19 protein-coding genes are annotated in these 21,212 nt (G+C 35.4%); 2 read left to right on the top strand and 17 right to left on the bottom strand.

Annotated features, from left to right (window positions below; all coding sequences use genetic code 11):
- The 11 genes from HMPREF1639_RS06190 to HMPREF1639_RS06140 all read right to left on the bottom strand — a co-directional run bounded on the left by HMPREF1639_RS06190 (position 1) and on the right by HMPREF1639_RS06140 (position 11,256).
- Positions 1 to 687: a glycosyltransferase family 2 protein gene (locus tag HMPREF1639_RS06190; protein WP_036764495.1), complete on the bottom strand. Its 687-nt coding sequence runs from the start codon at positions 685 to 687 to the stop codon at positions 1 to 3.
- A 9-nt stretch (positions 688 to 696) separates the two neighbouring features.
- Positions 697 to 1,560 (bottom strand): copper transporter, encoded by an 864-nt coding sequence (locus HMPREF1639_RS06185; RefSeq protein ID WP_036764493.1) that lies wholly within the window; start codon positions 1,558 to 1,560, stop codon positions 697 to 699.
- A 22-nt stretch (positions 1,561 to 1,582) separates the two neighbouring features.
- Positions 1,583 to 2,704 carry a putative cytokinetic ring protein SteA gene (gene steA / locus HMPREF1639_RS06180; RefSeq protein ID WP_036764491.1) on the bottom strand — a complete coding sequence of 374 codons (1,122 nt, stop codon included), beginning with the start codon at positions 2,702 to 2,704 and terminating at the stop codon, positions 1,583 to 1,585.
- Between the two features lie 9 nt (positions 2,705 to 2,713).
- On the bottom strand, positions 2,714 to 4,396 hold the full coding sequence (recN, locus tag HMPREF1639_RS06175; protein ID WP_036764489.1) for a DNA repair protein RecN: 1,683 nt from the start codon (positions 4,394 to 4,396) through the stop codon (positions 2,714 to 2,716).
- A gap of 16 nt (positions 4,397 to 4,412) precedes the next feature.
- A complete protein-coding gene (locus HMPREF1639_RS06170) occupies positions 4,413 to 5,255 on the bottom strand; it encodes a TlyA family RNA methyltransferase (RefSeq protein ID WP_036764487.1) in 843 nt (280 codons plus the stop codon).
- A 31-nt stretch (positions 5,256 to 5,286) separates the two neighbouring features.
- The gene (dxs, locus tag HMPREF1639_RS06165; RefSeq protein WP_036764486.1) at positions 5,287 to 7,233 is read right to left on the bottom strand and encodes a 1-deoxy-D-xylulose-5-phosphate synthase; all 1,947 of its coding nucleotides are present in this window, start codon (positions 7,231 to 7,233) and stop codon (positions 5,287 to 5,289) included.
- A gap of 18 nt (positions 7,234 to 7,251) precedes the next feature.
- Positions 7,252 to 7,683 (bottom strand): divergent PAP2 family protein, encoded by a 432-nt coding sequence (locus tag HMPREF1639_RS06160; RefSeq protein WP_036764484.1) that lies wholly within the window; start codon positions 7,681 to 7,683, stop codon positions 7,252 to 7,254.
- A 17-nt stretch (positions 7,684 to 7,700) separates the two neighbouring features.
- A complete protein-coding gene (locus HMPREF1639_RS06155; protein WP_036764482.1) occupies positions 7,701 to 8,585 on the bottom strand; it encodes a polyprenyl synthetase family protein in 885 nt (294 codons plus the stop codon).
- Positions 8,585 to 8,830: an exodeoxyribonuclease VII small subunit gene (gene xseB, locus HMPREF1639_RS06150; protein ID WP_084572480.1), complete on the bottom strand. Its 246-nt coding sequence runs from the start codon at positions 8,828 to 8,830 to the stop codon at positions 8,585 to 8,587. The genes HMPREF1639_RS06155 and xseB overlap by 1 nt, the downstream gene beginning before the upstream one ends.
- A gap of 20 nt (positions 8,831 to 8,850) precedes the next feature.
- Positions 8,851 to 10,050: an exodeoxyribonuclease VII large subunit gene (xseA, locus tag HMPREF1639_RS06145; protein WP_036764480.1), complete on the bottom strand. Its 1,200-nt coding sequence runs from the start codon at positions 10,048 to 10,050 to the stop codon at positions 8,851 to 8,853.
- Positions 10,051 to 10,149: 99 nt separating this feature from the next.
- Complete coding sequence (locus HMPREF1639_RS06140) at positions 10,150 to 11,256, bottom strand: protein kinase domain-containing protein (RefSeq protein WP_036764478.1); 1,107 nt, start codon at positions 11,254 to 11,256, stop codon at positions 10,150 to 10,152.
- 200 nt (positions 11,257 to 11,456) lie between these two features.
- Here HMPREF1639_RS06140 and HMPREF1639_RS06135 point away from each other — a divergent pair, with 200 nt between their 5' ends.
- Positions 11,457 to 12,038 (top strand): hypothetical protein, encoded by a 582-nt coding sequence (locus HMPREF1639_RS06135; protein WP_036764476.1) that lies wholly within the window; start codon positions 11,457 to 11,459, stop codon positions 12,036 to 12,038.
- A 38-nt stretch (positions 12,039 to 12,076) separates the two neighbouring features.
- On the opposite strand, the gene HMPREF1639_RS06130 is transcribed toward HMPREF1639_RS06135, so the two are convergent.
- The 3 genes from HMPREF1639_RS06130 to msrB all read right to left on the bottom strand — a co-directional run bounded on the left by HMPREF1639_RS06130 (position 12,077) and on the right by msrB (position 14,825).
- Positions 12,077 to 12,394 (bottom strand): hypothetical protein, encoded by a 318-nt coding sequence (locus tag HMPREF1639_RS06130; protein WP_036764475.1) that lies wholly within the window; start codon positions 12,392 to 12,394, stop codon positions 12,077 to 12,079.
- Positions 12,395 to 12,473: 79 nt separating this feature from the next.
- Positions 12,474 to 13,781, bottom strand: coding sequence for an alanyl-tRNA editing protein (locus HMPREF1639_RS06125; protein ID WP_036764473.1), 1,308 nt, complete (start codon positions 13,779 to 13,781; stop codon positions 12,474 to 12,476).
- 90 nt (positions 13,782 to 13,871) lie between these two features.
- Complete coding sequence (gene msrB, locus HMPREF1639_RS06120) at positions 13,872 to 14,825, bottom strand: peptide-methionine (R)-S-oxide reductase MsrB (protein ID WP_036764471.1); 954 nt, start codon at positions 14,823 to 14,825, stop codon at positions 13,872 to 13,874.
- Between the two features lie 286 nt (positions 14,826 to 15,111).
- Between msrB and HMPREF1639_RS06115 the strand changes: the two genes are divergently transcribed.
- Positions 15,112 to 15,789, top strand: a complete 678-nt coding sequence (locus HMPREF1639_RS06115; protein WP_036764469.1) for a Crp/Fnr family transcriptional regulator — start codon at positions 15,112 to 15,114, stop codon at positions 15,787 to 15,789.
- Between the two features lie 128 nt (positions 15,790 to 15,917).
- On the opposite strand, the gene HMPREF1639_RS06110 is transcribed toward HMPREF1639_RS06115, so the two are convergent.
- Genes HMPREF1639_RS06110 through HMPREF1639_RS06100 form a run of 3 tightly spaced genes read right to left on the bottom strand, consistent with a single transcriptional unit; the run spans position 15,918 to position 21,139 of the window.
- On the bottom strand, positions 15,918 to 17,141 hold the full coding sequence (locus HMPREF1639_RS06110) for an AI-2E family transporter (RefSeq protein WP_242847294.1): 1,224 nt from the start codon (positions 17,139 to 17,141) through the stop codon (positions 15,918 to 15,920).
- A complete protein-coding gene (locus HMPREF1639_RS06105; RefSeq protein WP_036764466.1) occupies positions 17,083 to 18,975 on the bottom strand; it encodes an ABC transporter ATP-binding protein in 1,893 nt (630 codons plus the stop codon). The genes HMPREF1639_RS06110 and HMPREF1639_RS06105 overlap by 59 nt, the downstream gene beginning before the upstream one ends.
- On the bottom strand, positions 18,965 to 21,139 hold the full coding sequence (locus HMPREF1639_RS06100) for an ABC transporter ATP-binding protein (RefSeq protein WP_036764464.1): 2,175 nt from the start codon (positions 21,137 to 21,139) through the stop codon (positions 18,965 to 18,967). The genes HMPREF1639_RS06105 and HMPREF1639_RS06100 overlap by 11 nt, the downstream gene beginning before the upstream one ends.
- Positions 21,140 to 21,212: the final 73 nt, after the last annotated feature.

Below are 21,212 nucleotides of genomic sequence, written 5' to 3'. Positions count from 1 at the left end.
CTACCTCCACTCACGTTTTTTCTGCTTCACGATTTTTTTAATGTGTAAATACTGCTTACCCCTATGAATAAAACCACTTAAATCTCTGCCTGTCTCATTGTGGGTCATATCAACCATTACTTCCTTGATTGTATAACCCCACTTTAATATATCTATTGTCATGCCGACTTCTACTCCATATCCCTCTGGCATATGGTCAAATCGGGATATGACTTCTCTCCTAAAGGCCCTCTGTCCTGATATGGTAGCATTTAATTCAACCCCTGTCATCTCATAGACAGAATCCTTGGCCAACCTCTTTACAAAGCCCATGCCACCTTTCTTGCTAGCCGGCTTGAATCTTGCTATAGAGACATCGCATTGGCCTTCTAATACTGGCTTGATAACCTTGGCTATTTCAGATGATGTCACTCCTACATCTGCATCTAAAAATACTATAATATCTGCATCCTTACTAGCGAGTTCTAAACCCTTCTCCAGGGCATGACCCTTTCCTTGGTTGGGATTTTGTATGGCATATACCAACTTATTAGACTTATAATTTTCTATAACCTTGGCTGTACCATCACTAGAACCATCATCTACAACCACAATCTGATCTATTATTTCTATATCTTTAATACCATCTAGAGTATCCTTTATCCTAGACTCCTCATTATAGGCTGGTATTATTACACTCGTAAACATATATACCTCCTATTTTCCTACTGGCAATAACTTGTCACCTTCCAGGCTACTACCAAAGTTTCCAATAATATTTGAACTAGCTAGTAGTTCAATCATTGATACTCTACCAGCAGCCTCATCTATATTGTCTATAGTTGATATCTTCATCTTAGAAAAATCTTTTAAACCTGAACCTTCTCCCTTGGATGCAAGGGCCAACATATATTTATCTTCCTTTAGTTGCTCTATTATAGGCTTGATTAGGCCGGAAAATTTATTTTTTTCACTTGCATTTGTTCCATTATATACAATAATTGAATTTATATTGGCAAATGTACCTGTATATGAGCCTATCTTTATCAAGCCAAGTTCTGCTAGGCTATTCAAAGTATTCATATTAGAGGCATTTTTTATTGAAGATGCTATAAAACTTACCACTTCTTCTTTTTTAGTGAATTTCTTACTTAACTTGCTATTAAGCTTGTCTATGTTGGCAGGATTCATAGCCTCATCTCTTATTTGTACCTCTAAGTCTATACTTGCTCCTGAACTAGTAAGTGCATTTTTTACACTATCCATATTAGCTTTTTCATTGAAAGATACTATGGCAAGCTTTTTGCCTGACAATTTTTGTCCAGTTAAGATATCTTCTTTGTCAGATATAAAGTCTCTAACATTATCTAGCTTTGCAAGCAAGTTTTTATTTTCTTGACTAAGCTTGTCATCTTTTTCTTTTAAGATCTTAAACTGCTTATCTATATCTGTTACAATAGCTGCATTTTTCTCTTGAATATCCACGCTGGACCCCATACTTGTACCTATCAATATGCCAACTCCTAAGGCCAAGAATATAGCCCCTATAGACACAATAAAATATTTAAAATTTATATGCATAATTTATTCCTCCACATCTACATTATATCTGTAACAATAATTTTATTTTTATACTCAGTAATTGCATAAGAGTTTGAACCTTTGGAGACTGGCTAGCCACTATAACTACAGGGAATAATGCTGTTGCTATCAAGGCAAATATATACTTTAACTTCAAACGGCTCTTATAAAGCATGCTTACACCCCTGGCATCTATCAATCTAGACCCTATCTTGAGTCTAACCAAAAATGTAGAGGCCATACCCTTTCTACCCTTTTCCAAAAAGTCTATCATATTGGAATGGGTTCCAAGAGCTACTATTAACTTGGCATTATATTCATAAGCTGCCAACATGGCTATATCCTCACTAGTACCAGGAGATGGAAATACTACGGCTTCTAGCCCCAAATCTTCTACTCTCTTTAAGCCTGGCGCCCTGCCGTCAGTATAGGCATGGACTACTATTTCTTTGGCAGCCCTCAGTGCCTCATCTGTAACACTATCCATGTCACCAACAACTACATCAGGCTTATATCCAAACTCAAGAATTGCATCTGCACCGCCGTCCACACCTACCAGTATTGGCTTGACTTCTTCAATGTAGGATATCATGGCCTCTAGGTCATCCTTATAATTGTGACCCCTAACCACTACTAGGACATGCTTGTCATTATAATCAGTTTTCATAGGTGGTATTTTTACATCACCTAATATCAAACCTTTTTCTCTTTTTGCATACTCAATTGTATTGTCTATGAACCTATCCAACTCAACTTCTAGGTTTTCATAGGCCTGTCTTGTCTTTTCTAAAATAAGACTTGCATCCATCACCTGCCCAGATCCTATTTTCTTATCCTGCCTGTATATAATCCCATCTTCAATGACTATTTCATCATCTTCATTTAGTTCATCAAAGGCCTCTATACCAATATTGTCTATTATTAATATATGCTCCTTCATCAGTATCGATGGACCAACATTCGGATATCTACCACTTATGGACTCCGCGGCGTTTATTACCAATTTTATCTTTGCTTCAACCAAAGACTTGGCAGCCACCTCATCCAAATCGACATGGTTTATTAGGGCTATTTCACCTGCATTAATTCGCTTAGCGAGCTTTTTAGTTTTCTTGTCCTTTTTCAACTTACCTTCTACCCGCATGATTACCTCCTATGCCTTTGTCTTCTTAGCCAACTCAATCATTTCATGAGAATGTTCTAAGGTTTTTTCTGTTATAACTTTACCGGAAATCAACCTAGCAATTTCCTTTTCTCTATCGTGATAGCTAAGATCACTTATACTGGTGTACGTCCTATCATTTTCTACATTCTTTTCTATATAGTAATGATTGTCTGCAAATGCAGCTATCTGAGGTAGATGAGTTATACATATTAGCTGCTTATGCTTAGCCATTTGGGCCAACTTCTCACCTACAACCTGGGCAGCTCTACCACTTATACCAGTATCTATTTCATCAAAAATCATAGTTTCTATCTTATCTACATCAGACAAAATTTTCTTGAATGACAACATAAAACGTGACATTTCGCCTCCGGACGCTACCTTGCTAAGCGGATTTAGGTTTTCTCCTAAATTAAATGAAACATAAAATTCAACGTCATCACGTCCACTACTAGTGTAACCTACTTTGTTAAATATTACCTTAAATTTTGTATTTTTCATATTAAGAGACTCTAATTCTTTTAACAAGTCCTCTTCAAGGAGTTTGGCAACCAACTTTCTGGAACTAGTCAGGTCTCCTCCTATTTTATCTAAATCAGCCTCTATTTTTTCCTTTTCCTTCAATAAAGCCTGCTTACGTTCTTCCCTATTTTCTATATTGTAGAGTCTTTTTTTCATCTCTAGCTTATATTCTAGTATGTCTTCTATTCTATCCCCATACTTCCTTTTCATAGAATTTATAAAGTCCATCCTCAACTGAATTTCTTCTAAAGTATGTGGATCGTATTCATTTTTATCTATGTAGGACCTCATACTAGCATCAACATCCTCTAATTGATACATTATATTCTCTAAGCCTTCTAAAATATCCTCCAACTCCGTATCATAATCAGAAACGGGTTTTAAAGCGGATATGGACTTGCCTAACTTGTCTTGAACACTCAGTTCTCCAGATTTCAAGTTATCATAGCCAGTTAATATAGCTGTATTTATCTTGTCCTGGTTGGAATACTTTTTGTACTTTATTTTCAAGGTCTCATACTCATCAACATCGAGATTGGCCTTTTCAATCTCATCTATCTGGTACTTTAAAAGATCTATCTCTCTCTCCAGCTCTCTCTCAGTCATATTATCATTTAATTCTAGGATTTTTGATTTAATTTCTGTATACTCTTTGAATTTAGACATGTAACTTGACATTACATTTTTTAAATTTTCCTTGCCGTACAAGTCCAAAAATTCTAAATGCCTATCCCTATTATACAGGGCCTGATTTTGATGTTGACTGTGAATATCAACTATAGACATCATAATAGTTTTCAGGTCTGTTAGTCTAATAGACCTGCCATTTAGCCTTGTAGCAGACTTTCCATCTTTAAATATTGTTCTTGATACAAGTAACTCATTATCTCTATATGGTATTGAAAATTCATCCAACAAGCCATTGATGGCTTCATTGTCGGTAATTACAAGTAATTCTACCAAGCCTTTCTCGCATCCCTTCCTTAAAAAAGACCTGTCATACTTACCGCCTATGCACAAATTTAAACCTTCTAGGACTATAGACTTGCCTGAACCAGTTTCCCCTGTCAATATATTTAACATACTACCAAAATCTACCCTTAATTCTTCAACTAAGGCACAATTTTTCATATACAGTTCCTTAATCATCAATATCCTCCCTCTACTAATCTAATGAATGTGACCTATCCACCAAATCCACTACCCTATCATGATAGGCTTCATACTCATCAAGTAAGCTAGCTTGTTGATCTTCATCAATGTACTCTATCTTTTTATCAGTCTTCTCAAGATAAATTAGATACTCTATATTACCTTCTGGACCCTTTATAGGCGAAAAGTCGAGGTCAAGTATTTTAAAACCTTCCTTTACGGCAACCTGAGAAACCATCTCTATTACTTCTACATGGGTTGATTTTTCTCTTACAACCCCCTTCTTGCCTACCTTTTCTCTTCCTGCCTCAAACTGGGGTTTTATAAGGGCTACTAGCCTACCAGCCTCATTCAAAAGTTCCCAGGCCTTTGGAAGTACGAGCTTAAGTGATATAAATGAGACATCTATTGAGGCAAAATCAGGTCTTTCATCAAGGGCATCTAGCTCTAAGAACCTAATATTCTGTCTTTCCATACAGACTACTCTCTCATCTTGCCTTAACTTCCATGCCAATTGACCATAACCTACATCAACTGAATAAACTTTGACTGCTCCATTTTGCAACATACAGTCTGTAAATCCTCCTGTTGATGCACCAATATCCATACAAACCTTGCCTTTTAAACTAAGATCAAAATTATTCATAGCCTTTTCTAGTTTGAGTCCTCCACGACTTACATAAGCCAGTGGTTTACCCTTTACAACAATTTCTGAATCAACTTTGACTGGCGTTCCTGCCTTGTCCACTCTTTGATTATCTACAAAAACATTACCGGCCATTATAGTCCTTCTCGCCTGCTCACGACTGGGAAAAAAGCCCATATCGACCAATAATACATCTATTCTTTTCTTCATAGCTACCTCCATTTATCTGACTAGGAACCACTTATTCGATGATATCCAGTATTCTTTGCCCAATCTTACTTGCTGACAATCCTAGCTCATCCATCAATATGTCCGTATCACCATGTTCTATAAACCTCTCAGGTATTGCAAAGATATCTAGTTTTGTACCCAATTTATTGTCTGATATAATCTTCAAAATATTGGAACCAAATCCTCCTGTAACCACATTATCCTCTAGGGTAATTACATGATCTACTCTTGTCAATACGTCTAAATAAGCTTCTTCGTCCAGCGGTTTCAAATACCTGGCATTTAATAAGATAAGCTCAAAGTTATTTCCATCGTGACCCTCCATATACTTATGCCTTAAAGCAGGCAGGCAATCAAGTACTGGTTTCATCATATTTCCTATACTTATTATAGCCACTTTTTTCAAATTATTTTCATTTATGCCAGTTCCTAGCTCATCGATGAGAACTTGAGGTTTACCTATCGAATAAGAATCCAAACCTTCTCTATCTATCCTACAAAAGTCATAGTCTTTTTGACTTATGACGTACTCACTTCCCCTTGGATACCTAATAGCCAGAGGACTGTCTATTCTCTCAGAAAATCTAATCATATCTATCATTTCCTGACTGTCCATAGGGGCCATAACTGTAAGGTTTGGTATTGGATTTAGGTATGAAAGGTCAAATATACCATGGTGGGTCTCACCATCATTACCTACCAGTCCAGCCCTGTCAATTAAAAAAGTAACCGGCTTGCCTGTAATGCATACATCATGTATCAACTGGTCATACCCCCTCTGCAGGAAGGTAGAATATACTGCAAAATACGGCTTCATACCAGCCTTTGCCAGCCCTGCCGCAAATGTAGTCGCATGCTGTTCTGCTATACCTACATCAAAATACCTATCTGGGTGTAGCTTGGAAAATATATTTAAACCCGTTCCAGTTGGCATGGCAGCTGTAATAGCTACAATACTTTCATTGTAATTGGCCATCTCTGCTAGGGTAAGACCAACTATTGATGATATAGACCTCTTCTTACCTGACTTTACACCTTGTCTATAGTCAAATTTCCCAACTCCATGGTAGTCTTCAGGATGATCTTGAGCAAATTTATAGCCCTTGCCTTTAACTGTTTTTACGTGGATAAATTTAGGACCATCTACATTTTTTATAAATTCAAGAGTTTCTACTAACTCTTCTATGTTATGTCCATCAACCGGACCAAAATACTTGATTCCCAAAGCATCAATTAGACCACACTCTGATGGTGATAGACTAGTAAGTATAGAATCCGTCAACCTATTGGCCCTCTTGGATATCTTGCTACCAATTTGGGTCATATTCATAAATTTATCTAAATTTTCCTTCATAATAAGGGTATCGCTATTCATCATTATCTTTGACATATAGGATGAAAAGGCCCCTGTATTCTTATCTATAGACATTTCATTGTCATTTAAGATTACTATCATATTCTTTTTCAAATATCCAAGGTTATTCAAGGCCTCAATAGCCATTCCACCCGTAAAGGCGCCATCGCCTATTACAGCTATCACCTGGTAATTTTCCTTTTGTATATCCCTTGCACAAGCCAGACCCAAAGCCACTGATATAGACGTAGAACTGTGACCAGTATCAAATATATCATGCTCACTTTCTGACTCTTTTGGAAAGCCCGACATGCCTCCATACTGTCTTAGTGAGTCAAATCCATCTTTTCTACCTGTCAGTATCTTATGGACATAGGCTTGATGACCTACATCCCAAATAATCTTGTCCTTGGGACTATTAAATACCTTATGCAGGGCTAGAGTCAATTCTACGACACCTAGGTTAGATGCCAGATGCCCACCTCTTGCTGAAACTTTTTTAATTAAAAACTTTCTAATATCCTTAGAAAGGTCATTTAATTCTTCCTTATTCATTTTTTTTATATCTGATGGGGAATTTACCCCACTTATTAATTCATACATAATTATCACCTTAATTTACTAGAATATCAGGCCGATTAATATACCTAATATTGCACCAAAGAAAACCTGCTTTGGAGTATGTCCCATTAATTCCTTCAGTTTTTCCTGTTTTATTTCCTTATTATTTTGCCAGTCCTCTATCAATTGATTGAGAATTGTAGCCTGCTTGCCTACAGCCTGCCTTACACCAGAAGCATCATACATAATAATCGTTGATACAACTGCTGCTATTGCGAATATATCTGATGAAAAACCATATTTTAAACCTATCATTGTCGACATACAAGAAACAAATGAACTATGTGAACTAGGCATACCACCAGATATTATTATCCTACTAATTTCAACCCTCTTATCACCTGAAAAAATCTTTAAGAATTGGGCCAAAAAGCAGGCTAATACGCTAACCCATAATATATTATTGCTAAATATATCACTGAAAAAATTCATACTTCCTCCATATCACACTATTTGTTTCTGTTAATAATATAGTCGGCTAATGAAGCTAAAAATTCTGAGTTCTCAAAATCATTTACTATCAATTTAGCCCTATCAATCAAATCTTTAGCTAGCTCTTTAGACCTTTCCATCCCAACTATATGCGGATAGGTAGCCTTGTCATTATCAATATCACTGCCTATTTTTTTGCCTAATTCCTTCTCGTCACCCTCAATATCTAGGATATCATCTGCAATTTGGAAGGCCAAACCTATACACTTTCCATAATTTTCCAATTTTTTTACAGTATCGTCATCTGCACCAGCTAAGTAGGCACCTGCCTTCATACAGGCGATAATCATAGCAGCAGTCTTGTTCAAATGAATAAATTCCAGACACTGAATATCTATTTCCTTTGACTCACTTTCAACATCTACTACCTGTCCACCTACCATACCGTAAATACCAGCCCCATCTGCTATTGCCTTACATGCCTTGATTGATGCAGATTTATTGTCAGAATTTACCGCCTGGTTCAAAATTATCTCATAGGCCCAATTTAGAAGTCCATCTCCGGCCAATATAGCCATGGCCTCTCCAAATACCTTATGATTAGTTGGCTTGCCCCTTCTCAAATCATCATTATCAAGGGCTGGCAAGTCATCATGGATTAGTGAGTAGGTATGAATCATCTCTATGGCAGCTGAATATGGTATATAATCACTACCCTTTCCACCACACAAGCTATATGCTTCCATAATTAATATGGGCCTTAACCTTTTACCTCCAGCCTTAAAACTATAATTCATGGCTGAAAAAAGCGTTTTTTGATAGCCTTCTTCAACTGGAAGATAGCTATATATCTCAGACTCTATAAAATCACTTTTATTCTTTAATTCACTGATGAAATCCATTAGTCCACCTCTACCTCTTCCTTATATTCATTAAACTTACTTATCTTCATCTCAGTTTTTTCCAGTATTGAATTGCAATGCCTGTACAGCCTTGTCCCCTCCTCAAACAACTTGAGAGATTCTTCAAGACTCACCTGGCCATTTTCTAGTTTATTAACCAGTTCTTTCATCATGTCAAAAGCCTCCTCATAAGACAAGCTTTCCACATCTATATCCTTTAAATTAATTCCAGTATCTATATTCAAATCGCCACCCCGATCCTATTTTAAATTTTATTTATATCACTTACCTGACAGCCAAGCACTCCATCTTTTAAGTTAATCTCCAGCCTATCTCCATCAACAACATTATCTACACTGGACACTATCTGACCATTCTTTTGGGCTATTGAATATCCCCTGTCAAATATAGCAAATGGGTTCAGGCTAGACATCTTTGCACCGTACAAATTCATCTCATCTCTTTTTTTAGAAATGTAGTTCATGAAACTAACACCCATCTTGTCAAAAATCCTATCAAGAGCCATATATCTATCTCCTAACATATACCTATCTGCATATTGACTAAACCTATCCATATTAGAAATCAATTTATGTTTTTCCAAGATGATTCTATTATTTATATAGTTTGCCATACGCTTGGCCATAAGCTCTTGGTCTTTCATCAAGCTAGCTAGATTTGGAGTTGCTATCTCAGCTGCTGCAGAAGGTGTTGGTGCTCTTTCATCTGATACAAAATCACATATAGTAAAATCAGTTTCGTGACCTACAGCAGAAATTACTGGTATATGTGATGAGAATATTACTCTTGCAAGTTCTTCATCATTAAATGACCATAATTCTTCAAGAGAACCACCACCCCTACCTATAATAATAGTGTCTACAGGGCATTCCTGATTAAAAAAATTAATACCTTCTATTAGACTAGCCACCGATTCCTTCCCTTGAACCAAGGCTGGATACAACTTGATATTTACCTTTGGGTATCTTCTAGTTACAACATTTATTATATCTCTTATAACTGCACCCGTTTCTGAGGTAACTACACCTATATCTTTTGGAAATCTAGGTATAGTTTTCTTATACTTGCTGGAAAAAAGCCCTTCTTTCTCTAATTTTCCCTTTAGTTTCAAAAACTCAAGGTACAAGTTCCCCATACCTTCGAGAGATATATTTTTTATATAAAGTTGGTAGGAACCGTCATTCACATAATTAGATATATAGCCATCTGCTACTATCTTGCTTCCATTATTCAAGCCCAGGTCCTTATTATAGTCTGACCTATATACCATACACCTAATCTTTGAATTTTTATCTTTCAAAGTCATATATACATGTCCGCTAGAATGAATCTTAAAATTTGATACCTCGCCCCTTATTTTAAGACTATTTAAAATGGGATCATCTAAAAAAACTTTCTTGATATATTCATTTACTTCAGATACTTCTAAAGTCCTAATCTTCATTTAATCACCACCAAATCGCATAATATGCTAAATTACATTATACCATATAAGAAAGAATTTTACGAATAAAAAGCCCAGGCTTTATGCATGGGCTAATTCTTATAAAAACATATTAATAAATGGCAAAATCATCATGACAATTAGAATTATCACTATGACAAGTAGGGATGTCTTTTTTCTGTCCTTTTTATTATAATCTTTCTTGTCAGCTTGCCCGTTTTTGACAATCTTCATATCATCTATACTCTTGTTGTCCAATTCCTTGTGTATATCAGATAAGTACATTTGCCTAGTCTTGTAAAAATCATCCGGACTCACACGACCTGTTTTATGTAAAACAGATTCTAAATGGGGTTTTTCCTCTTCTTCTCTTATAGCCTGAATATCTATTTTAGAAGTCTTGTACATAAAATGACTCAAGCCCAAAAGAACTTCATTGTAATTTTTATAGCACAAGTTGTCGTTTCTCTCTAAGAGGCGTTTTATTATATCAACAAAGTCCTTATTCAGGCCATTAGTATTAATCTTGGCCCAAATAACCCCCTTATCAATAGACTTTATCAATTGTTTTTCTGTATGAGCGTCGTTGAATGGGAACTTTTTAAAAACCGACTCATACAAGATTACACCTAGACAGTATAGGTCTGTCTTTATATCCGTAAAATCTATGCTAAGCTGAGATGGTGACAGGTATTTTAGGTTGCCTGAACACCTGACATTTGTCCCCTTGTTGGCCTCTGTAATACCAAAATCGGCTATCTTTATCTCGTACCTTTCATTGACCAAAATATTGTCAGGCCTCAATGAGCCATGCTTTTTACCCAAGCTATAATACGCCTGCAGAGCCTTTACAGTCTGAGTAGCTATCCTTATCAATGCATCCATATGTAGATAGGCACCCTTATTTAGAGTAGTAAGTGACACTCCCCTAAAATTTTCATACACTATATAATATAATAGGTTATCAACAGTTCTATGAACGCCGACATCCAATATCTTTAATATGTATGGAGACCTCAATTCTTCAATTATCATACTCTCATCTATTAGATTTGGTATAAAGTCTAAGCTTATATACCTATTATTTTCTATAATCTTAATCTTAACATCAATTTTTTTCTCGGAATCATAGGCGTTGTATAACTTATTTTCCTCAATATAAACAGGTCTATCAGTTATTTCATATCTATTTCCTATAAATATCATCTACATCACTACCTTCTTGGGCCAATGACCCATATTCTATCAATTCTATGATATCATAATTACTTAATGCTTACCATCCAATTAAGAAATTATTTTTTAGAATTAGCATTATTTTTATCCTATCTTCAGTTAAAAGATTGACTTGACTTGACAAATTTAATATAATTAGAATTAATTGATACTTGACAGGAGGTAGAGCCATGGCTAAGGATAAAAAAAATAATAAAACTATAAACTTTGCCGAAAAAAAGAAGGCCTACGCATCCAAGCAGGCTCAAAATAAACCACCAAGACCTATGCCCGAAGGTAATACCGTCTACGATATTAACAGGATGAGGGAACAAATCAACCAACAAACTAGAAATCTAAAAAACAAAAAACTAATAAAGAAACCTCGTCCAGCCTGGGTAATTTTTATATACTTGGTCATCGTAACTATTTTTGTAGTCTTAGCAGGCTCAAAAATATATAAAACGCTTGTAAATTATAAGACATATGATACTATGCCTTCAAAATTTACTAGTATAGACAATAAGCTTGATGTAAAAGAAACAATCAAGTACGAAAATCTAATAAAGAAAAAAATAGTTTCTAGCGTAAGGACAGATGGTAAATTAGAAGTGATCACCTCTTCTATACATAAAAACGGACCTAGCATTTATGCTAGCGGATATTTCACATATCCAAATGAAAGGAACAAGATTTATTTTGATTCCGTAATAAAGTCAGAAAAAATAGAGTCACTGCAAGTAAATGGTTTTGAACTAATGAAAATAAAGTAATCACAATCACCTAACTAGGTGGTCATGATTACTTTATTTTAGTTTATGTAAGAAAAATATGTAGCAATAGTAGCCAGAACTATACTAATCACCAAGAGTATCCTGCATATATCGTACTTTTTCTTATACACAGTAAGTACCAAGAGTGACAATATAAATGACAATAGTCCCATATAAAAACCTTGAACCATGCCCTGGTTTGACTTTATTATAGCTAAAAGAGACAGTATTAAACTATAAACTGCAGCCGTATTTCTTACAATATAGTTATTCACTCCTCTTCCATCCTTGCCTATAACGAATAGGACCACAAGCAAAGATAGAATAATCAAAATAACCAATCCTGAAATTGACATTATTTCCTCCCATAAAAGTAAAGATACCCTATCATACTAAGTAGCTCTACATACCTATCTAAATTATTATTGTCTGTAATTAAAGACCAATATATATAGAATAAATTTTATCTATAAATTTGTCAACATTTTTTTTATCTAGAACCTGTCCCTGGGCCATAAAATCAGAGCCACCACCCTTTATACCTGCTAAGCTAGCATACTCTTTAAAAACACTAGCTAATTTTATGGAGTTTTCCTTAGCTAATTTTTTATCTATCTGTAGAAATACCCTAGCAGAAGACTGGCTTAGACTGGCTAAAATAACTATAACTTTGTGCCTATTCGTCATATATTTGGCTAAAGCTTCAACCATCCAATCCTCTTCTTCAAGTTGTTCCTTGACTACTAAGATACCTTTTGAGTTCTCTACAGCACCATCTAATAGTTTCTTGGACTTGGTTTCTAGATAGTAGTCCAAAAGAATCTTGTTCCTCTCTGCAAAGTCATCTTTCTTACTTTCCAAATTTCCAAGAGCTTTTAATATATTCACTTCATTTGTATCATACTTTAGGAGTATCTGACTAAAGTAGTCATCCCTGTCTAACAAATATGATATGGCCCTTGCACCCGACAAATATTCAAAGCGAGTATTACCCTTATGTCTATAGTATTTTTTGATTTTTATTAGCCTTAACATACCTGTAGTATTGCAGTGAACACCACAACACGCATTTATATCCAAGTCTTCAATTTTTAAAATTCTTATATCTCCACTTGTATTTGGCAATGGTCTCCTGGTATGAGTCTCAGCCACTTGTTCCTTATCTAAAACATAATTATCCACCAACATATCACGGGATATCACATAATTGGCATACCTCTCAACACGCTTGACCATTTCGTCGTCAAATTCCCCTACAATATCCAATTGTGATACATCCTTACCTATATGCAAGCCTAAGGTGTTCCTAGAAAAAAGCTTGTAAAATACACCTGACAGCACATGTTGACCCGTATGTTGCTGCATACCATCTAACCTATGATCCCAATCCAAAACCATATCAAACTTAGTACCCAGACTAACATTAGACCTTATGTAATCGCATTCATCGGACATAATAGTTTCCTTATTACCCTTAAATAATAAATCAGAACTATCCTTGGCTAATCTAACTTTGTGGTAAATTAACTTGTCACTTTCCTTAAATCCACATACCTCCAACTTGAGTCCAGCTGGATCTAGAATATATCCCCTATCCTGGGCCTGTCCGCCACCTCCTGGAAAAAAAATAGTCTTATCAAAGACCATATATATAGATCCCTGATCTACATCCAGAGATAGTAATTCAGCCTGACACCTACTCATATGCCTATCCTTATAATATAAAGTTTCTGTTTCAAACATAAACAATCTCCTTGAAAATATTTTGTGCAAGTATGGCTAAATACTCTATACAGCTAGGCACTTATATAGGCCCTATACCTAAAACTGAACCTAGTCTAGATATTTTTTGTAATCACCATAACCACACTCTTCCATTTTATCATAAGGTATAAACTTTAGGGCGGCTGAATTGATGCAATACCTAAGACCAGTGTCAGAATTTGGATTATCCTTAAAAACATGACCTAAATGAGAGTTAGAACCTGCCGACCTGACCTCAGTCCTCTCCATACCGAATGAATAGTCTGTTCTCTCCATCAAAACAGTATCCTTTATAGGTCTATTAAATGCCGGCCAACCACAACCTGAATCAAACTTGTCCTTAGAAGTAAATAAGGGTCTTCCATCTATAACATCCACATATATACCCTTGTCAAACTTATCAAAGTATTCATTTTCAAAAGGAACCTCTGTCATATCGTTTTGTGTAACTTCAAATTCTATGTCTCTCAACCTCTTTCTCAAATCGTCCCTACCTAAATTGTTTCTATCCCAATTAGACTTGACAAAATTGTATCTTCCTGAATTTTTGTAGTATACACTATAGTGCTTGGAATTAGTCTTGCAGTAATTTTGATGGTAGTCTTCAGCAGGATAAAATTGACTGGCCTCTATTATTTCTGTTGCGATTTGCTTTCCACCATAGTAAAGGTCTTCAATATTTTTTTTAGATTCTTTAGCTTCTTCAAACTGTCTATCACTTGTATAAAATATAGCTGTTCTATACTGACTACCCCTATCTGCAAATTGGCCATTCCCATCTAGCGGATCTATCTGCTTCCAAAAAATGTCTAGTATCTCTTTAAAAGTAATTTTGTCATTATCAAAGAAAATCTGAATAGCCTCGTAATGTCCAGTATCTCCAGCACAAACCTCCTTGTAGCTTGGATTTTCCTTGTGTCCACCTATATATCCACTTACAACTTTTTCAACGCCTTCATAAGATGTATACGGCTTGACCATACACCAAAAGCATCCTCCTGCTAAAATAGCAACTTCTTTCATTTTAAACTCCTCCTATTAATCCTAAAACTAATCCATATATCTAGGCAAAGGTTACAAGCCTTTTTATATAACTAAGTATCTAAATATCTCTATTCATATTTATATCCTTTAAAAAACAAAATAAACCGCCTATATATATTTTTTTGATAATTATTCTAGCTGTTTTTTTATTTCAATTTAATAAAAATAAGATTTATTCATCTTTTTTCTAATATTTGATATAATAGTTACATACTAGTTGTAGATAAATAATATATAATATAGAAGCAAGACACAGGAGGTAAATATGATTGAAAAAAAGTACTTAGAAAAATTAAATAAAATAAACCTATTCTCACACTTGGGCGAAGATGCTTTAGAAAAAATATTAAATTCCTTTAATTCAAAACTTATACAACTTGATAAAAATCAAATCATCTTCAATGAAGGTGAATACTATCAAAATATGTGTATTCTGCTAGAGGGTGAGGTTATACTTTCCAAAACTGACGAATATGGAAATCGAAACATCATTGACTCGGTCGGTGAAAACCAAATTTTTGCTGAGGTATTCTCTTTCACTAGCAGAAAGATTAGTCCTGTAACAGCGACTACTAACAAGAAGTCTACTCTTCTCTTGATAAACACAGAACAACTCTTATCAATAGAAAATATAGGTGACCTGGACCTGATAAAAGATAAGCAAGAAATTATATCCAAACTCCTACATACATTTGCAGATAAAAATCTCATACTTCTTTCAAAAATAGATATTGTGTCTAGGAGAAATATTAGGGAAAAAATTCTACATTTTCTAGAGCTAAATAAGGTCAAGAAGGGTAAAAATATCTTCATTATACCTTATTCTAGAAAGGATATGGCAGACTTTTTAGGTGTGGATAGGTCTGCACTCTCTAGAGAGCTCAGCAGATTAAAAGATGATGGCCTAATAGACTACGAAAAAAACACATTCAAATTACTCTAGTTTAAAACCAGCTAACAACAAGTATTTGCACTCCTAATCATAATCTAATTTTAATAGAAATAAAAATAGCTGGAACAGAGTTTATCATATTGTATATACAAACTCTAGACCAGCTATATTTTTCATTTTTATTTATTTTTATTTTCTACAGAACCTATCAAGCCCTTTTTTTTCAGTCTGTTATTTACACTTTCACCAACCATGGTATAAATCACAGCGAACAAAGGTACTCCTATAACCATACCTATTATACCAAAGAATTTTCCAGCTACTAATAGGGAAAACAAGATCCAAAATGATGAAATCCCTATGGAATCTCCTAGTATCTTAGGTCCTATCACATTGCCGTCCAGCTGCTGAATCAAGAATATAATCAATATTAGCCATAGTGCTTTTATTGGGTCTACCATCAGTACTAAAAGCACTGATGGTATTGCTCCTATAAATGGACCAAAGAATGGAATCACATTTGTAATACCTATTATAAATGTCAACAGAATTACATAAGGCATCTTTACAATAGTCAATATTATAAAGGTTATTATTGCTATTATAATAGAGTCTATAATTTTTCCAATAATAAACTTGCCAAATATGTCATTAGAAAGCCTAGTTACCTTTAATATATTGTCAGAACTTTCCTTAGAAAACATGGCAAATATGAATTTACTGCACATGTGGAAAAAACCTTCCTTGTCGGCTAATATATAAATAGATATGATTATACCCAAAATCAAATTCCATATACTTTTTACTATATTTAAAAAGAAATTAGCAAGGTAAGGAACAAAATTTGTGGCAAAGTCTATAGCAGACTTACCTATTTCATTAACCTTCTGGTTTACAGCCAACCTAGTTGCACGTGGTAGGTCAATATGTCTTACAAATTTATCAACATAGTTATAAATCTGGTTAACTATATTAGGGAAATCTGTTACTAGTCTTACTATACTCTCTGCAACCTGAGGAAATATGAATTTAAAGAATAAAAATACAAACACTGTAACCAAAACATATGTAATAATCATTGAAAGGTATCTTCTTGTCTTCTTGCCTGCATTTGGCAATAATTTCAGAATAAATTTGCCTTCTAAAAATTCCAGTATGAAGTTTAGTAAGTAGGCTAAGGAAAAGCCTACAATAAATGGTTTCAAAATCGATATAAAGGTAGACGTCAGCTCACTCAACCTTGAAAACTTCATCACACTCAAGCAAAATGAAATTCCAAAGACAATCACAATTATTGCATAAACAGCTATGGTAGTATATTTTCTATTCCAATCTATCTTCATATCAATTAGCACCTTCCAATTCTTCGTACTGTGACCTATATAGGCTACTGTAGAAACCATTCTTAGCCAAGAGTTCTTCATGGCTACCCTGTTCTACTATGTCCCCTTCATTCAAGACCAAAATCAAGTCAGCATCCCTAATAGTGGACAATCTATGAGCAATGATAAAACTAGTCCTATCCTTGATCAAATTATCCATGGCCTGCTGTATTAGGACCTCTGTCCTAGTATCAACAGAACTCGTCGCTTCATCTAGAATCAATATCTTTGGGTTTGAAAGTATAGCCCTGGCAATTGTCAGTAACTGTTTTTGCCCCTGAGATATGTTCTTCGAGTCCTCTGTTAATATTGTATCATACCCTTGCTTCTGAGTCATTATAAATCTATCAACATGAGCAGCCTTTGTAGCCTTATAAACTTCTTCATCACTAGCATCCAGCTTACCGTATTTTAGGTTTTCCATTATGGTTCCACTGAATAGCCATGTATCTTGGAGCACCATTGCAAAATTCTTCCTATAGTTTTCCAAGTCAAGCGTGTCTATATCCACACCATCTATGCTAATCTTTCCAGAATTGAGCTTGTAAAATCTCATCAATAGTTTTACCAGGGTCGTTTTTCCAGCCCCTGTAGGACCAACTATTGCAATCTTCTGACCTGCCCTCACGTCCAAACTAAAATCCTCGATAATGATATTATCACTATCATAGCCGAACCTTACGTGGTCAAAGCTAATATTGCCCTCTACTTCCTTTTCGAGCACATCCTTCTTGGATAGGTCTATTTCATCCTCATCCAAAAATTCAAATATCCTGTCTGCAGCTGCTGCCGTAGACTGGAGTAAATTCATTATCTGGGCTATCTGGTTGAGCGGTTGAGTAAAGGACCTCATATATTGGATAAAGGCCTGGATATCTCCAACTGCTATCTTGCCATTAATTGCCATATAGCCTCCCAGGATGGATACTATCACATAACCTAGATTACCCACAAAATTCATTATAGGCATCATGATACTAGACAGAAACTGTGACTTCCAACCTGTATCATAGAGGTACCTATTAATAGAGTCAAATTCATTTATCTCAAACTTTTCACCATTGTAGCCCCTGACTATATTTTGTCCAGAGAAGGTCTCTTCTATCTTACCATTAATGTCTCCTAGGTACTTCTGTTGTTGCTTGAAAAAGACCTGGGACTTCCTGATAATCAAAGATAGAACCAACATGGTCAAAGGTAATACTATTAGGGCTGCGAGTGTCATCCAAAAGTTAATAGATAACATCATTATAAATACACCAACTACTGTTACTATAGAAGTGATCATCTGCATCAAACTCTGGTTCATAGTCTGACTAAGTGTATCTACATCGTTTGTCACCCTTGATATAATATCTCCCTTGCTATTCTTATCAAAATAGGCCATGGGTAGCCTATTTATCTTCTGTGATATTTCTTCCCTCAACCTGTAAGATATTCTCTGTGCAACCCCACTCATAATATACGACTGAACATATGAGAAGAGTGCGCTGACTATGTATAGGACTGCCAGAATGACTACTATCTTAAGTATATTATTAAAATTTATGCCCTGGCCTCCATCCTTAATCTTGCTGACCAAGCCATTAAATATCTCAGTTGTAGCCTTACCCATTATCTTGGGGCCTACTATGGCAAAGATAGTGGATACAATCGAGAAGATAAATACCATTATAATATTTATCTTGTCTCCCCTAGTATAGTCAAGTAACCTCTTCATAGTTCTAGAGAAATTTATATCTTTTTTATCTTCCTTGAACTTTTTATTGGCACTTTTTGCTGTACTTTTAACTTTTCTCCTATTATTCTTCTTGCCTATATCAGAGGACCTGTTTTTATTTTTTCTATTTAGCATTTCTCAATTCCTCCTCTGTCAACTGTGATTCAGCTATTTCGTAATAAACCCTACAAGTCTTTAGAAGGTCTTGGTGTTTACCCTTGCCCACTATCTTACCATCATCCAAGACGATTATCTCATCTGCATTTATGATAGTATTTATCCTCTGGGCAATTATAATCAGTGTCTTGTCTCCCAACTTGTCATGAATTTCACGTCTAAGCATCCTATCAGTCTTGGAGTCTAGGGCTGAAAAGCTATCATCAAAGACCAAAATTTCAGGATTTCTAGCAATGGCCCTAGCTATAGATAGTCTCTGCCTTTGGCCACCTGATAAATTTGTACCTCCCTGAGACACACTGGCATCTACACCATCAGGCTTGGCATTTATAAAGCCCATAGACTGGGAAATTTCCGCCGCATTTTTAATCTTTTTATAGCTCCTAATAGTCTTGGCATATTCTATATTAGACGCTATAGTGCCTGAAAATAGGACTGACTTCTGAGGAACTATTGAAACCTTACTTCTTAGGACAGCCATTGGAATCTGCCTTGTTTCTACACCATCAAGATATATCTTGCCACTAGTAGCTTCAAGGAACCTAGGAATTAGATTTACAATGGTAGTCTTACCTGAGCCAGTAGAACCAATTATTGCTGTTGTCTTTCCCTTTTGAGCTTCAAACGAAATATCTTCTAGTACATTTTCAAAAGCACCCTCATACTTAAAGGATACTTTTTCAAATACCAAATTTCCTTCTTGGGCAAAGGCCTTTATAGTACCCTTGTCCTCTATGCTTATATCACTTGTCAATACATCACTAATCCTGTTTGCACTTATCATGGCCCTTGGTAGCATTACTGACATCATTGTAATAAATAGGAAGGACATTATAATTTGCATAGTATACTGGATAAAGGCCATCATATCACCGACTTGGATATGACCTAGGTCTATCTGCTTGGCCCCAAACCATATAATCAAGAGGGTTGCCCCATTCATTATAAACACCATCAAAGGCTGCATCAGCGACATAATCCTATTTATAAAAAGGTTGACTCCAGTGAGTTCAGTATTGACTCTATCAAACCTTTCCTCCTCGTATTTTGCAGTTCCAAAGACCCTATTTACCTCTATTCCTGATATGAATTCTCTAGTAACTAGGTTCATCCTATCTACTACCTTTTGTATTATCTTGAACTTAGGTATGGCAAATATCATTATTACTGCTATAGACATGATTGTCACTAAAATAGCCAGGGCAATTATCCAAAGCATAGATACTTCTAGCTTAAATACCTTCCTGAAGGCCCCAATAGCCATCAATGGTCCGTAGAAGACAAACCTCAAACCAAGTATAGAGGACTGCTGAATCTGTTGTATATCATTTGTACACCTAGCTATCAGGGATGATATGGAAAACTTGTCCATCTCATTATTAGAAAATTTCAAGACCTTCCTAAAGGAATCATGCCTCAAGCTCTTTGATACCTTGGTAGACACCCTAGCAGCTATAAAACTCACTGCTACTGAGAATAAACCGGCCATAACACTTAGAACCAGCATGGTAGCACCCGTCCTCCACATATATGACTTCTGCATACTTCCTGTATCAATACCTAGATTCTTGTATATCTGACCAACAACCCTGATACTCACCTGCTTTTTCATAAAGTCAGGCATATTTTTATCCCTGACCAAACCTGCCATAGCCTTGGCTCCAGGTCCCATGCTTGCACTTTGTGAATTACTGGCCATATATGAAGCCAAATTAACCAATGAATTGGCCATATATTCGTCCAACTTATGTTCACTTACTTCCGGTTTTAGAAGATAGTATATATTATCACGCTTGGATTGGTCAATCAATCCTGAATTTTTATTACTTTTTTCTATTTTTTTACTCTGCTCATTACTCTCACTAGGAACCCACCTCTCATAAGACTTGGCTATTGTATTCTTATGACTGATCTCTGACAGGGAAAGTAAGATAGCATAAGTTTGCTCATCCATAACCCTTGGTATGGAATTTTCTATACCCTCCTGTTGTATACCTACATTTACTATATTCGACGTATATTGGGGCAAAAGTAGCTCGAACCTAACCTGTAGTCCCAAAACCAATATCATCAATAGTATTGCCGGTATATGCCTTGTAAAATATGATAGTATTTTCTTCATAGTGTATCCTTTCTAAAATAGTTCTCATACCTCGTATTATACCACTAATTAGCAGATTTAAAGTAGTCTACTA

The sequence above is a fragment of the Peptostreptococcus sp. MV1 genome, from assembly GCF_000758885.1.
Classification (GTDB): Bacteria; Bacillota; Clostridia; order Peptostreptococcales; family Peptostreptococcaceae; genus Peptostreptococcus.
Note: the sequence above shows the minus strand (reverse complement) of the source record. Positions and strands in the feature narration are given on the sequence as shown.